Origin of the sequence: Rhabdaerophilum sp. SD176 (genome assembly GCF_030143245.1) — a bacterium.
Lineage (GTDB): Bacteria > Pseudomonadota > Alphaproteobacteria > Rhizobiales > Beijerinckiaceae > Rhabdaerophilum.
In genome coordinates, this window is the sequence record NZ_JARJNS010000002.1 from 560,944 (window position 1) to 574,929 (window position 13,986).

General features: G+C 66.4%; 10 protein-coding genes and 1 other RNA gene. 9 read left to right on the top strand and 2 right to left on the bottom strand.

Annotation, left to right across the window (positions count from 1 at the left end; genetic code table 11):
- Positions 1–40: 40 nt before the first annotated feature.
- Positions 41–3,778, top strand: coding sequence for a methionine synthase (metH, locus tag P0652_RS06490; RefSeq protein ID WP_284177951.1), 3,738 nt, complete (start codon positions 41–43; stop codon positions 3,776–3,778).
- A 278-nt stretch (positions 3,779–4,056) separates the two neighbouring features.
- The gene (locus tag P0652_RS06495; protein WP_284177952.1) at positions 4,057–4,944 is read left to right on the top strand and encodes a LysR family transcriptional regulator; all 888 of its coding nucleotides are present in this window, start codon (positions 4,057–4,059) and stop codon (positions 4,942–4,944) included.
- Here P0652_RS06495 and P0652_RS06500 read toward each other — a convergent pair.
- On the bottom strand, positions 4,939–5,739 hold the full coding sequence (locus P0652_RS06500; protein ID WP_284177953.1) for a peptidoglycan recognition protein family protein: 801 nt from the start codon (positions 5,737–5,739) through the stop codon (positions 4,939–4,941). The genes P0652_RS06495 and P0652_RS06500 overlap by 6 nt on opposite strands.
- Before the next feature lie 44 nt (positions 5,740–5,783).
- Positions 5,784–6,074, bottom strand: a complete 291-nt coding sequence (locus P0652_RS06505; RefSeq protein WP_284177954.1) for a YMGG-like glycine zipper-containing protein — start codon at positions 6,072–6,074, stop codon at positions 5,784–5,786.
- Between the two features lie 168 nt (positions 6,075–6,242).
- On the opposite strand from P0652_RS06505, the gene rnpB reads away from it, so the two are divergent.
- The 7 genes from rnpB (at position 6,243) to P0652_RS06540 (ending at position 13,967) form a co-directional block, all read left to right on the top strand.
- Positions 6,243–6,628, top strand: an RNA gene (gene rnpB, locus P0652_RS06510) — RNase P RNA component class A.
- A gap of 338 nt (positions 6,629–6,966) precedes the next feature.
- A complete protein-coding gene (locus P0652_RS06515) occupies positions 6,967–7,449 on the top strand; it encodes a division/cell wall cluster transcriptional repressor MraZ (protein ID WP_349774966.1) in 483 nt (160 codons plus the stop codon).
- Positions 7,446–8,501 carry a 16S rRNA (cytosine(1402)-N(4))-methyltransferase RsmH gene (gene rsmH, locus P0652_RS06520; RefSeq protein ID WP_284177956.1) on the top strand — a complete coding sequence of 352 codons (1,056 nt, stop codon included), beginning with the start codon at positions 7,446–7,448 and terminating at the stop codon, positions 8,499–8,501. The genes P0652_RS06515 and rsmH overlap by 4 nt, the downstream gene beginning before the upstream one ends.
- Entirely contained in the window at positions 8,498–9,130 is a 633-nt protein-coding gene (ftsL, locus tag P0652_RS06525; protein WP_284177957.1) for a cell division protein FtsL, read from the top strand. Before rsmH ends, ftsL begins: the two co-directional genes overlap by 4 nt.
- Positions 9,131–9,285: 155 nt before the next feature.
- Positions 9,286–10,962 (top strand): peptidoglycan D,D-transpeptidase FtsI family protein, encoded by a 1,677-nt coding sequence (locus P0652_RS06530; protein ID WP_284178028.1) that lies wholly within the window; start codon positions 9,286–9,288, stop codon positions 10,960–10,962.
- 24 nt (positions 10,963–10,986) lie between these two features.
- Positions 10,987–12,522 carry a UDP-N-acetylmuramoyl-L-alanyl-D-glutamate--2,6-diaminopimelate ligase gene (locus P0652_RS06535; protein WP_284177958.1) on the top strand — a complete coding sequence of 512 codons (1,536 nt, stop codon included), beginning with the start codon at positions 10,987–10,989 and terminating at the stop codon, positions 12,520–12,522.
- The gene (locus tag P0652_RS06540) at positions 12,519–13,967 is read left to right on the top strand and encodes a UDP-N-acetylmuramoylalanyl-D-glutamyl-2,6-diaminopimelate--D-alanyl-D-alanine ligase (protein ID WP_284177959.1); all 1,449 of its coding nucleotides are present in this window, start codon (positions 12,519–12,521) and stop codon (positions 13,965–13,967) included. The genes P0652_RS06535 and P0652_RS06540 overlap by 4 nt, the downstream gene beginning before the upstream one ends.
- The last annotated feature ends 19 nt before the right edge of the window (positions 13,968–13,986 follow it).

A 13,986-nucleotide genomic window follows, 5' to 3' on the forward strand; every position in this document is an offset into this window, starting at 1 on the left:
GAAGGCGCCACCGCGCCGGCCCGACCTAAGGATTGAACGGATGAGCTTTTCCGCCACGGGTTCCGAAATCCGCGCCGCCCTCGAAGCGGCCGCGCGCGAACGCATTCTCGTGCTTGACGGAGCCATGGGCACCGAGATCCAGAACCGGAAATTCTCCGAGGAGGATTTCCGGGCCGAACGGTTCCGGAACTGGAACCACCCGCTCAAGGGCAACAACGACCTGCTGATCCTGACGCAGCCGGATGCGATCCGGGCGATCCATCTCGATTATTTCCTCGCCGGCGCGGATATTGTCGAGACCAATACCTTCTCCTCGACCTCGATCGCCCAGGCTGATTACGGCATGGAGGGGCTGGCCTATGAACTGAACCGGGAAGGCGCGCGGCTCGCCCGCGAAGCTGCCGCGATCGCGCAGGAGAAGGACGGCAAGCGCCGCTTCGTCGCCGGTGCTGTCGGCCCGACCAACCGGACCGCCTCGATCTCGCCGGATGTCAACAATCCCGGCTTTCGTGCGGCCAGCTTCGACGATTTCGTCGCGACCTATTCCGAGCAGATCCGCGGCCTCATCGATGGCGGGGCGGAACTGATCCTGATCGAAACGATCTTCGATACGCTCAATGCCAAGGCGGCAGTCTTTGCTGCCAGCCAGATCTTCGCGGAAACCGGCAACCCGCTGCCGATCATGATTTCCGGCACGATTACCGACCTGTCCGGCCGCACGCTTTCAGGCCAGACGCCGACGGCCTTCTGGTATTCGCTGCGCCATGCCGAGCCCTTCACGATCGGGTTGAACTGCGCGCTCGGCGCCCGCGAGATGCGGGCGCATATCGCCGAGATTTCCCGCGTGGCGGATACGTTTGTCTGCGCCTATCCGAATGCCGGCCTGCCGAACGAATTCGGCCTCTATGACGAAAGCCCCGCCGCAACGGCGGCGCTGATCGGCGAGTTTGCCGAGGCGGGTCTCGTCAACATGGTCGGTGGCTGCTGCGGCACGACGCCGGACCATATCCGCGCGATTGCCGAGGCTGTCGCCGGCAAGGCGCCGCGGGCGATTCCCGAGGCGAAGCCGCTGCTGCGCCTTTCGGGCCTCGAGCCCTTCGTGCTCGACGAGACGATTCCCTTCGTCAATGTCGGCGAGCGGACCAACGTCACCGGCTCGGCCAAGTTCCGCAAGCTGATCAAGGAAGGCAAGCTCGCCGAGGCGCTCGATGTCGCGCGCGACCAGGTGGCGAACGGCGCCCAGGTCATCGATGTCAACATGGACGAGGGCCTGCTCGACAGCGAGAAGGCGATGGTCGAGTTCCTCAACCTCGTGGCCGCCGAGCCGGATATTGCCCGCGTGCCGGTGATGGTGGATTCCTCGAAATTCCATGTCATCGAGGCCGGGCTGAAATGCATCCAGGGCAAAGGGATCGTCAATTCGATCTCGATGAAGGAAGGCGAGGAAAAGTTCATCGCCGAAGCGCGCAAGGTGCGGGCCTATGGCGCTGCCGTGGTGGTGATGGCCTTTGATGAGAAGGGCCAGGCCGATACCTATGCCCGCAAGGCCGAGATCTGCACGCGCGCCTACAAGGTGCTGACGGAGCAGGTTGGGTTCCCGCCGGAAGACATCATTTTCGATCCGAATGTCTTCGCCGTGGCGACGGGCATCGAGGAGCACAACAATTACGGTGTCGATTTTATCGATGCCACGCGGTTCATCCGCCAGAACCTGCCGCATGCCCATATATCAGGTGGCATTTCCAACCTGTCCTTCTCGTTCCGTGGCAACGAGCCGGTGCGCGAGGCGATGCATTGCGTGTTCCTCTACCACGCGATCAAGGTCGGGATGGATATGGGCATCGTCAATGCGGGGCAGCTCGCGGTCTATGACATGCTCGATCCGGAACTGCGGGAGCTCTGCGAGGATGTCGTCCTCAACCGCCGGGCGGATTCAACCGAGCGGCTGCTGGACGCGGCGCCACGCTTCAAGGGCGATGGCAAGGGCGAGGTGCGGGTGCAGGATCTCGCCTGGCGCGAGCTGCCGGTCGAGAAGCGCCTCGAGCATGCGCTGGTCAACGGCATCACCGAGTTCATCATCGAGGATACCGAGGCCGCCCGCCAGCAGGCCGAGAAGCCGCTCCATGTGATCGAGGGCCCGCTCATGGCGGGGATGAACGTGGTGGGAGACCTGTTCGGCGCCGGCAAGATGTTCCTCCCGCAGGTGGTCAAGAGTGCCCGCGTGATGAAACAGGCCGTCGCGTATCTGCAGCCCTTCCTCGAGGCGGAGAAGCGCGCCTCGGGCCTGACCGAGATGCCCGCGGCCGGCAAGATCCTCATGGCAACGGTGAAGGGCGATGTCCACGATATCGGCAAGAACATCGTCGGCGTCGTGCTCCAGTGCAACAATTACGAGGTGATCGATCTCGGCGTCATGGTGCCGAGCCAGACCATCCTTGAAACCGCGCGGCGCGAGAAGGTGGATATTATCGGCCTGTCCGGGCTGATCACACCCAGCCTCGACGAGATGGTGCATGTCGCCAACGAGATGGAGCGCGAGGGCTTCACCATCCCGCTGCTGATCGGCGGCGCGACGACCAGCCGTGTCCATACCGCCGTGAAGATCCACCCGGCCTACAAGGCGGGGCAGACCGTCTACGTGACCGATGCAAGCCGCGCGGTTGGCGTCGTATCGTCGCTGCTCTCGGAAGAAACGAACGACAATTACGTCTCCGCGATCCGCGCCGAATACGAGAAGGTGGCCGAGGCCCATGCCCGGTCGGAGGCCGACAAGCTCCGCCTGCCGCTGGCGAAGGCCCGCGACAATGCGCAGAAGATCGACTGGGCCGGGTATACCCCGCCGAAGCCGACCTTTACGGGCACGCGCGTCTTCCGATCCTATGACCTTGCCGAGCTGGCGCGATACATTGACTGGACGCCCTTCTTCCAGACCTGGGAAATGAAGGGCCGCTTCCCGGCGATTCTCGAGGATGCCGAGCAGGGCGAGGCTGCCCGCGCCCTCTGGGAGGATGCCCAGGCCATGTTGAAGCGCATCATCGACGAGCGCTGGTTCCAGGCCAAGGCGGTGATCGGCTTCTGGCCGGCCAATGCCGTGGGCGATGATATCCGCCTCTATACCGGCGAGAGCCGCACGGAGGCGCTGGCCACCTTCCATGGGCTCCGGCAGCAGCTTTCCAAGCGTGACGGGCGGCCGAATCTCTGCCTGTCGGATTTTGTGGCGCCGGAAGGCACCAAGCCGGACTGGCTCGGCGCCTTCGTCGTGACTGCCGGGATCGGCGAGGACCGGATCGCCGACAAACTCAAGGGCAAGAACGACGATTATTCCTCGATCATGGCCAAGGCTTTGGCCGACCGGCTGGCTGAAGCCTTTGCGGAGCGGATGCATGAGCGGGTGCGCAAGGAGTTCTGGGCTTATGCCCCGGACGAGGCCTATGCGCCCGACGACTTGCATGGCGAGCCCTATGATGGCATCCGCCCGGCGCCCGGCTATCCGGCCCAGCCCGACCATACCGAGAAAGCGACCCTGTTCAGCCTGACCGAGGCGACACGGCGCATCGGCGTACAACTGACCGAGAGCTATGCGATGTGGCCGGGCGCCAGCGTGTCCGGCCTCTATCTCAGCCACCCGGACAGCCATTATTTCGGCGTTGCCAAGGTGGAACGAGATCAGGTCGAGGATTATGCCCGCCGCAAGGGCATGGATATCCGTGAGGTCGAGCGCTGGCTGGCGCCGATCCTCAATTATGATCCGGCGGGGTATGTGGTCGCGGCGGAGTGAGGGATGGCCCGAATGCGGGCCGCTCCCCGCCCGACCGGGCCACGCGCCCTCCTCTCCGTCACGCGCTGCGTGGTGATCCACCGCGCCGCCTGCTGGAAAAAGGCGAGGCGCGCCTCCTGCCGGAGGGAAGCGGCTTCGCGGCGATAGGTGTCGAAATCGATCGGGAATCGGGGGCACATGGGCATCTCCATGGGTGCTGTCTCATTCATGCCTCCTTGTAATCCGGTCTCATTTTGCGATAATCAGCGAAATCAGACTGTATTTCCGGAATTCAATTCATGAATGACATGGCCGCCTTTGTGCGGATCGTCGAAGAAGGGAGCTTCGCTGCGGCCGCGCCCGGCCTCGGCCTGACACCGTCTGCACTTTCAAAACTGGTCAGCCGCCTCGAGGACCGGCTCCGCGTCCGCCTGCTGACGCGCACCACGCGCCGGCTTGCCCTGACTGCCGAGGGGCAGACCTATCTCGAGCGGGCACGCGAGATCCTCGCAGCGATCGAGGCGGTCGAATCAGATCTCTCGCAGGCGGGCCGGCGCCCCGGCGGACGCGTGCGGGTCGATGCCGGCACGGCCATCGCCAAGCATCAGCTGGCGCCGCTCCTGCCGGTGTTCCACGCGCGTTATCCCGAAATCAGCGTCGATCTGTCGGTGACGGATCGCCAGATCGATCCAGTCGCCGAGCATGTCGACCTTGTGCTGCGGACCGGCGCCATGGGCGATTCCAGCCTCCAGGCGGTCCGGCTCTATGACGGCCATCGCCGCATCTGCGCCAGCCCGGATTATCTGGCCCGAAACGGGGTTCCGCGCACACCTGCCGATCTCGCCAGCCATCAATGCCTGCTGCTTTCGCACCAGCCACATCTGGCACGCTGGCCCTTTCACACGCCGGAGGGGGTGAATGCGATGACGATCCGGGCGGCGATCACGGTCGACAGCGCCGATATCCTGCTCGATCTCGCCATTGGCGGGGCGGGAATTGTCCGGCTTGGCAATATCCTTGTCGACCGGGCGCTGGCCGACGGGCGGCTTGTTTCCCTGCTCGAAGATGTCCACGCGGTCGAGCCATTCCCGGTCTGGGCGGTCATGCCGCCCGGGCGGTTCCGGGTCCACCGCGTGCGGGTGCTGCTTGATTTCCTGAAGGAGCGCCTCGGGGCGGCGCCGTCATGAGAGCGCGGCGAGCGCGCGCAAGCTGGCCAGTGTCTCGCCATCGGCCACCCCGTCCACCTTCCCCTGCCGCCAATGGCGCTGGAAGGCGGTGACGACATCCACCGTATAGGGGTCGAACACGCCTGTGATTTCAAGATTGTAGCCGAAACGCGCGAGCATGGCCTGCAAAGCCGCCACGGGCATGCCCTCGTCTCCGGCCCGGTAGGTGGGGGCACCTTCGGGAACCTCCTGTTTCTCCACCCAGAGGCCGAGCCCGGCGGCGGCCAGCCGCGCCCAGGGGAAGCGCTCGCCGGGATCGACCTTGCGGCCGGGGGCAATGTCGGAATGGGCGAGGATGCGGCTGTCCGGGATGCCCCAGCGCGCCTTGATATCCGCCACAAGACGGATCACCGCCTCGATCTGGACAGAAGGGAAATCCGGATATGTGCCGGGTTCGGGCGGCATTCGGGTGAGGTCATGGCCGGGATTGGCGATCTCGATGCCGATCGAGCGGGAATTCATGTCATTCTCGCGCTGCCAGCTCGAGCGGCCCGCATGCCAGGCGCGGCGGCTTTCCGGCACCATCTGCCAGATCCGGCCATCCTCGAAGATGAAATAATGGCAGGAGACTTGTGAAAGCGGGTTCGCCAGCCAGAGCAGGGCCGAGGCCGTGTCGGCCATGCCGGTATAATGCAGGATGATGCTGTCCGGGCGATCCGTCCCCCTGCGCTCGCCATGGTTCGGCGAGGGATGGAGCCGATCCGCATGAAGCGAATCCGGGCGGGGTTCGGCGGTGGGCAAAGACGAATCAACCATGGCGAGAGGGTACTCCCGCCATGGCCGGTTTCAATCAGGCAGGATCAGTAAACGCGGCGATAGCGCGTGCAATACGCGTTGCCATAGGCATCGTAGCGAACACGCACGCATTCGCGACGCGGCCGTGTGGCATCCGCGATGATCGCGCCGCCAGCCGCACCGATCAGGCCGCCGGCCACAGCGCCGCCGGCACGGCCGGTCACCGCGCCGCCGATCAGCGCACCCGCGGCACCGCCGAGAAGGGCACCGCCGGCCGCACGCTCTTCACGCGGCGTGCAGGCGCCAAGGCCCGCCGCCACAACCGCAATCGCGGCAACCGATAGAATCTTCCGCATGTCATTCTCCCTGCAAACCGGTTTTGACCGAGCGGTTTTTTCACGTCCGCCAATATGGCTCAAGTGCGAAAGCGCACTGACAGCACAGTTCTTCCACAAAGCGTCCAAAAAGTGTTCGGCTGTTGCTTCAAGTTGACGCCAATGGCCGGCAGGGCCTATCTGGCACCTCCAGTCGGCCGGGCGGCCGCTGCCCGTTCGCGGGTGGAGGAAAGTCCGGGCTCCATGGAGAAACGGTGGCGGCTAACGGCCGCCGGGGGCGACCCCAGGGAAAGTGCCACAGAAAACAGACCGCCGGGGCATGCCCCGGCAAGGGTGAAAAGGTGCGGCAAGAGCGCACCGCGTTGCCGGCAACGGCAATGGCAGGGCAAACCCCGCCGGGAGCAAGACCGAATAGGGGCAGCGCGCGGCGGGCAACCGTCGCAGGGGTCTCCGCCCCGGCTGCCCGGGTTGGTTGCACGAGATCCGTCGCGAGGCGGATCCCAGAGGAATGGCCGCCACGTCGGCGCCTTCGGGCGCAGGCCATACAGAACCCGGCTTACAGGCCGACTGGACCTTCGTTTTCCGCCCTGCCTCGACCATCGGGCCGCAGGAAAACCCGCGATTCCGCGCGCCGATTTCACATCCCGTCAAGCCTAACAAAACCCTTCCTTAACGCCTCTCTGATGCAATGCGCGGGCGTGTCGACCCGGGCTGTCGCCACGTCTGTTGCGTTGACGCCCATAGTTTCCCATGTTAGCCCATCTTTGCCCAAGTCCTGTTGTTGATTTGCCTGCCGGCGGCGAGGCCGGACCGGCAAGCCGGCGCGGATCCGGGCCTGTGGAGATGGCTGGCGAGGCCATGGCTGCCCGGCGGGCAGCTGCCTTGCCACCATCGAACGGGGTGGCGTTGCGTGATGCGGTTTCTCTCGACGATTTCCAGCCGGCTGGACGGCAAGGGGCGGGTTTCCATCCCGGCGCCTTTCCGTGTGGTGCTGGAGGCAGATGGCTATCCCGGCCTGTTCATGCATCCGGCGCTGGACGTTCCGGCGCTCGAATGCGGCGGGAATCGCCTGCTGAAGGAAATCGACGGGCTGATCGAACGGTTTCCGCCTTATTCGGACGCGCGCGACCTGATGGCGACCGCGCTGCTGGGGGGCGCGGAACATCTCAGGCCGGACCCGGAGGGGCGGATCGTCCTGCCGGAGCGGTTCAAGGCCCATGCGGGCATCACCGGCGCGGTGATGTTCGTGGGCATGGGCGACCGGTTCCGGATCTGGGAACCGGAACGGTTCTCGGCGCATCTCGCAGAAGCCACAGCGAGATTGCGCGCAGTCAGGGATGCGATTCCGGGGGGCAATCCGGTGCGCAGCCCTGTATCGGGGGACCGGGAGACATGACGGGCCGCGGCCCTTCCCGGGGAGGTGCCGATGGCGGACTGGCCCGTCATGTCCCCGTCCTTCCGGCCGAGGTGCTTGAGGCGATCAGGGCCGATGCGGGCGGGCTCTTCCTCGATGGCACATTCGGCGCCGGTGGCTACAGCCGCGCCATTCTCGATGCCCATCCGGAGAACCGCGTGCTGGCGCTGGACCGCGATCCCGGCGCGATTTCCGGCGGGCAGGCGCTTGTCTCGGCCTATGGCGGTCGGCTGACGCTGGTCGAAACCGAATTCTCCGCCATGGAAGATGCCGCTGCCGAAACCGGGCTCGGCGGGTTCGACGGCATCGTTCTCGATATCGGCGTGTCCTCGATGCAGCTTGACGAGGCCATCCGCGGATTCTCCTTCCGCGCCGACGGCCCGCTCGACATGCGGATGGCTTCCAGCGGCGAGAGTGCGGCGGATCTCGTCAACGAGGCGAGCGAGGCGCGACTGGCTGACATCTTCTACCATTACGGCGAGGAGCGCCTCGCCCGGGTCATTGCCCGCGCGATTGTTGCGGACCGCAAGGCCGAGCCCTTCCGCACCACGCGGCAACTGTCGGACCTGATCGGCCGGATCATCCGCACCCGGCCGGGCGATATCCATCCTGCTACCCGCGCGTTTCAGGCGCTGCGTATCGCCGTCAATGACGAACTGAACGAACTCGCGCGGGCGCTGCATGCCGCCGAACGGCTGCTCCGCCCCGGCGGGCGGCTGGTTATTGTCAGCTTTCACAGCCTTGAGGACCGGATCGTGAAGGTGTTCCTCGCGGCTCGGTCAGGTCGCGGCGGTGGTTCCCGCCATGCGCCGGTCATGGCGCAGGCAGTGCCGACGTTCCGCGTCGAGGGGAAATGGCCGGTCATGGCCGGCGAGGCGGAACTCGCCGTCAATCCCAGGGCCCGTTCAGCCAAGCTCCGTGCAGCGATCCGTACCGAGGCGCCGGCACAAGGCGACGATCCCGCCGTTTTCGCGCTGGCCGCCCTGCCTGACGAGCCTGTGCGCGGGCGCGGCAAGGGGAGGGGGCGGCGATGATCCGGCTCTTCAACCTGCTGGCGCTTGTCGCCGTCATTGCTTCGGCCACCTGGGCCTATTCGGTGAAATACGAGACCATCCTCGTGGCCGAGAAGCTGCGCAAGCGCGAAGCCGAACTCCAGCGTGAGCGCGACGCAACCGCCATCCTGCAGGCGGAATGGCACCTCCTGAACCGCCCGGCGCGGATGCAGGCGCTGAAGACGCCGGAAAGCGGGCTGCAGAGCATCTCTGCCCGGCAGATCGTCCGGCCCGGCGATATCCCCGAGCGGCCCGCCGAGGCTCCGGATGCACTGGACAGCCTGCTGACCGGCTCGATCCCGCCGGTCACGCCGGACCCGCAGCGCCGGGCCACGCGGACTGGCGCCAGCACATCCGCGGCGACGCCGCGCCCGGCGGCAAAGGCTGCGGCATCGCTTTCCGCGACGCCTGTCCGGTCCAGGGCGACGGTCACGACCGTGCCGGCTCCGAAAGCGGCGACGCGGCCGGTTGCGCAGGCGGCCCCGGTGCGGATTGTACCGCCCGCGCGGGTAGGCCCGACCCCGGCGACGCGAGATGTGCCGCCCGCTCCCGTGGCGCCGGCGCCACGCGAGGGCGGCCTGACCGGATTCCTCAAGAGGCTGGTGCCGTGAAGCGCTTCACCTTCCCCCGATTGTCCCTGCCTGCGAAAGGGTTCCGGTTGCCTTCGCTCCGGTTTCCCGCCCTGGCTCAGGCGTTCCGGCGCAGCCCTCCGGCCAATTCTGCTCCGCGCGTGCCGGCGGGCCCGGGCCTCATCCGCGCACTCTTCATGGTCAGGCCGGAAAAGCTCGAGCCGCGCATGGTGCTCCTGGCGCTTGTGTTTGGCGGCATGTTTGCGACGCTGCTCGGGCGGATCATCCAGATCAACACCCGGATCGAGGATCCCGCGACGATCGGCCGGATGACGCAGGGCTCGATCTCGACTGCCCGTCCGACGATTGTCGACCGGCATGGCGTGACCATGGCCACGGATGTGAAGACGATCTCGATCTTCGCTGATCCGCGCAAGGTGATCGACAAGGACGAGGCGGCGGAACTGATCAACGCGGTTTTCCCCGAGCTCGACGGTCGAGACTTGCGCGACAAGCTGGGCAAGAAGAACGGCTTTGTCTGGATCAAACGCGAGGTCACGCCCAAGCAGCAGGCCGAGATCCACCGGCTCGGCATTCCCGGTATCGGCTACCTGCCGGAGAACAAGCGCGTCTACCCGAACGGCCTGGCCGGCGCGCATGTGCTGGGCTTCGCGAATATCGACAATGTCGGCATTGCCGGGATCGAGAAATACATCGACAGCCAGGGGCTGAACGACCTCAAGGGTGCAGGCCTCCTGCAAAGCGCCGGCGATCTCAAGCCGCTGGAACTGGCGCTCGATGTCCGCGTCACCCATGCCGTGCGCGAGGAGCTGACGGCGGCGCTCGACAAATACAAGGCCAGGGCCGCGGCGGCCCTGGTTCTCGATGTCGATACGGGCGAGATCATCGCCCATGTCAGCCTGCCCGATTACGACCCGAACAATCCCGGCGATGCGCTCAAGCCAGACAATATCAATCGGTTGCAGGTGGGTGTCTACGAGATGGGCTCGACCTTCAAGGCGCTGACGACCGCGATGGCGCTCGATTCGGGCAAGGTACGGCTCAATTCGGTGTTCGATGCCAGCCAGCCTCTGCGCTACGGCCGGTTCAAGATCGGCGATTACAAGGGCAAGGGCCGGCCGCTCTCGGTGCCGGAGATCTTCATCTATTCCTCGAATATCGGCACGGCGCGCATGGCGCTGGCGGTCGGCGTCGAGGGGCACAAGGCCTTCCTGAAAAAGATGGGCCAGCTCGACCGGATGCGCACCGAGCTGCCGGAAAGCTCGGAGCCGATCAAGCCGGCGAAATGGGGCGAGCTCAACACGATGACCATCGCCTTCGGACACGGCCTCGCCGTGGCGCCGCTGCAGGCGACGGCCGCGACGGCGGCGCTCGTCAATGGCGGCCGGATGATCCAGCCGACCTACCTCAAGCGCACGCGCGAGGAGGCTGAGCAGGCCGCTGTGCAGGTGCTCAAGCCCGAGACCAGCCAGATGATGCGCTATGTCATGCGGCTCAATGCGGAAAAGGGCTCCGCCACCCGGGCCGACATTCCGGGCTATTATCTCGGCGGCAAGACGGGCACGTCGGAAAAGGTCATCGGCGGCCGCTATTCGAAGACCCGGCTGCTGACGACCTTCATGGCGGTGATGCCTGCCGACAAGCCTCGCTACATCCTCCTGACCATGCTCGACGAGCCCAAGGGCTTGCCTGAAACCCATGGCTATGCGACGTCCGGCTGGAATGCCGCGCCGACAACGGGCCGCATCGTGGAGCGGATCGGGCCGATGCTGGGGCTTGAAACCAAGTTCGAATTGCCCCAGCAACCATTCCCGCTGGTGGCGCGGATCGGGGCGATGCCCGTCCGGCAATGACCGGCCGGAGCAGGGAAGAGCCGGATGTCCAACAAAAATACGCGCCCCGAGGCCGGGCATCCTGCCCCCGCCACTTCGAAAAACGGAACGGTGCGGAACGGCTCGCTTCCGACGCTCGGTGGCCTTGCCGCCGTGCTTGGCCTTTCGGCCGGGCATTTCGCCGATGTCCCGCTGGCCGGCCTGACCGCGGACAGCAGGGACGTCCAGCCGGGCCATGCGTTTTTCGCCATGCCCGGTACGAAAATCGACGGCGCGCAGTTCATCCCGGCGGCCGTTCAGGCCGGGGCCATGGCGATTGTCGGTGCGGGCCCGCGGCCGGCCGGGCTCGATCGCATCGTGCTCTACCTCCAGGCGCCGGACATGCGCATCGCGCTCTCGCGCGGGGCGGCCTATATGTTCCCGCACCAGCCGCCGGTGATCGTCGCGGTTACCGGAACGGCGGGGAAAACCTCCGTGGCCGAGTTTACCCGGCAGATCTTCGCGCATTGCGGGCATGATGCGGCCTCGCTCGGCACTCTGGGCGTGATCGGGCCCGGCGGTGCGGAATATGGCTCGTTGACGACGCCCGACCCTGTCACCCTGCATCGCACGCTGGATTCGCTGGCGCGCCGGGGCATCACGCATCTCGCCATGGAGGCTTCGAGCCACGGGCTCGACCAGGCCCGGCTCGACGGCGTGCGGCTCAAGGCGGCGGGCTTCACCAATCTCGGCCGCGACCATCTCGATTATCACCCGACGATGGAGGATTATCTTGCGGCCAAGTTGCGCCTGTTCGAGGTGCTGCTGCCCGCCGGCGCGCCGGCGGTGATCAATCTCGACGGCGATCGCGGCGCCGAGGCCGCCGTTGCGGCGGGGCTCGCCGGGTGCGCGGTGCGCACAGTCGGCAGGCGTGGCCAGACGCTGAGGATCGAGTCCGTCCAGCCTGAAGCACTCGGCCAACGGGTGGTCATCGGCCATGATGCCCGGTTTCATGATGTGCATCTTCCGCTCGCCGGCGGGTTCCAGATCGAGAACGCGCTCGTGGCTGCCGGACTGGCCCTTGCGGCCGGGGCGCCGGCGACACTGGTCTTCGAGGCGCTTGGCCATTTGCGCGGCGTGCCCGGGCGGCTCGAGCGCGTCGGCGTGTTCAATGCGGCGCCGGTCTATGTCGATTATGCCCACAAGCCCGAAGCCTTGGCCTATGCGCTCTCGGCCTTGCGTCCGTTCGTTTCGGGCAAGCTGGTTGTGGTGTTCGGTTGCGGCGGCGACCGGGACCCCGGAAAACGGCCGATCATGGGGCGGATCGCGGCCGAGAAGGCCGACCGCGTGATCGTGACCGACGACAATCCGCGCAGCGAGGATCCCGCCGCAATCCGGGCCGCCATCATGGCTGCTGCGCCGGGGGCGTTCGAGGTGGGTGACCGGGCCCTCGCGATCCAGCATGCCGTGGCGCTGCTCGAGCCGGGGGATGCCCTGCTCATCGCCGGCAAAGGCCATGAAACCGGCCAGATCATCGGCTCGAACACGTATCCGTTTTCCGATCATGACGTGGCCCGTGCGGCCATCGAGGCGCTGAAATGACATCGAGAACCGACGAGCCGCCGCTCTGGAGCCGCGACGAGCTGCTGGCCCGGCTGCGGGGCGAGACCAGCCATACGCTGCCGGCGCCGGTCCGTTCGATTTCCATCGACACGCGCACGGTCGAACCCGGCGGCCTGTTCTTTGCGATCCGCGGAGACACCCGGGACGGCCATGATTTTGTGGCCGATGCGCTCGAGAAAGGCGCCGCCGCGGCCGTGATCGATGCGGAACACCGCGCGCAATTCCCGGCCGATGCCGCCGTCATCGTCGTCGATGACGTGCTTGACGGACTCCGGCGGCTGGCCGTGGCGCGACGGGCGGAGCTCAGCGGGCCGTCCATCGCCATTACCGGCTCGGTCGGAAAGACCTCGACCAAGGAAATGCTGCGGATCGCCTTGTCCGGGCAGGGGCGGGTCCATGCCTCGGTGGCTTCCTACAACAACCATTGGGGCGTGCCGCTGACGCTGGCGCGGATGCCCAAGGCAACGCAGTTCGGCGTTTTCGAGATCGGCATGTCCAATCCGTTCGAGATCCTGCCGCTGACCGCGATGGTGCGGCCGCATATCGCGATGATCACCACGGTCGAGCCGGTGCATCTCGCACAGTTCCACGGGATCGAGGGGATTGCCGATGCCAAGGGCGAGATCTTTGCCGGGCTGGAACCGGGCGGGGTGGCGCTGATCAATGCGGACAACCCGCATGCCGCGCGGCTTGCCGCCCATGCCGGGGCGAGCCGGGCGGGGCGCATCGTGCGGTTCGGCAGCGGCGAGGGCGCGGATGTCCGGCTCAAGCAGGTCCATCTCGACCCCGATTTCAGCCTCGTCTCGGCCGAGGTATTCGGCATTCCCGTGACCTACCGGATCGGCGCGCCGGGCCGGCACCTGGCGATGAACTCGCTGGCCGTTCTGGGCGTTGCGCATGTGGCCGGGGCCGATCTCGCCCTTGCCGCACTGGCCCTGCAGGATTTCGGCAGCGTCGAGGGGCGCGGCAAGCGCGAGGCCTTGCGGCTCGGCGACCGGCAATTCCTGCTGATCGACGAGAGCTACAACGCCAATCCCTCCTCGATGCGGGCCGCGCTCGCCGTGACGGGCAGCGTGCCGCGCGGCGCGCGCGGGCGCCGGATTGCTGTGCTCGGTGACATGCTGGAACTCGGTCCGGAAGGCCCACAGCTCCATGCTGGACTGAAGGAACCGATCCTCGAGGCGGATATCGATCTCGTCTTTGCCGCCGGCCCTCTGATGAGAAACCTCTATCAGGGCTTGCCGGCCGACCGTCGGGGCGCGTATGCGGAGAATGCCGAGGCACTGGCGCCGATCCTGTGCGATGCCATCCAGCCCGGCGATGTGGTGATGATCAAGGGGTCCCTGGGGTCACGGATGGGGCGTGTGGTCAAGGCGATGCGGGATCGGTTCCCGGCGCTGGCGACCGAGCTTCCGGAACTCTAGGACAGAGACGCGCGAGCGG

Excerpts from the sequence above, each read along its gene's own strand:
- metH (WP_284177951.1), top strand. The coding sequence starts at position 41 with ATGAGCTTTTCCGCCACGGGTTCCGAAATCCGCGCCGCCCTCGAAGCG.
- P0652_RS06495 (WP_284177952.1), top strand. The coding sequence starts at position 4,057 with ATGAATGACATGGCCGCCTTTGTGCGGATCGTCGAAGAAGGGAGCTTC.
- P0652_RS06500 (WP_284177953.1), bottom strand. The coding sequence starts at position 5,739 with ATGGTTGATTCGTCTTTGCCCACCGCCGAACCCCGCCCGGATTCGCTT.
- P0652_RS06505 (WP_284177954.1), bottom strand. The coding sequence starts at position 6,074 with ATGCGGAAGATTCTATCGGTTGCCGCGATTGCGGTTGTGGCGGCGGGC.
- P0652_RS06515 (WP_349774966.1), top strand. The coding sequence starts at position 6,967 with ATGCGGTTTCTCTCGACGATTTCCAGCCGGCTGGACGGCAAGGGGCGG.
- rsmH (WP_284177956.1), top strand. The coding sequence starts at position 7,446 with ATGACGGGCCGCGGCCCTTCCCGGGGAGGTGCCGATGGCGGACTGGCC.
- ftsL (WP_284177957.1), top strand. The coding sequence starts at position 8,498 with ATGATCCGGCTCTTCAACCTGCTGGCGCTTGTCGCCGTCATTGCTTCG.
- P0652_RS06530 (WP_284178028.1), top strand. The coding sequence starts at position 9,286 with ATGGTCAGGCCGGAAAAGCTCGAGCCGCGCATGGTGCTCCTGGCGCTT.
- P0652_RS06535 (WP_284177958.1), top strand. The coding sequence starts at position 10,987 with ATGTCCAACAAAAATACGCGCCCCGAGGCCGGGCATCCTGCCCCCGCC.
- P0652_RS06540 (WP_284177959.1), top strand. The coding sequence starts at position 12,519 with ATGACATCGAGAACCGACGAGCCGCCGCTCTGGAGCCGCGACGAGCTG.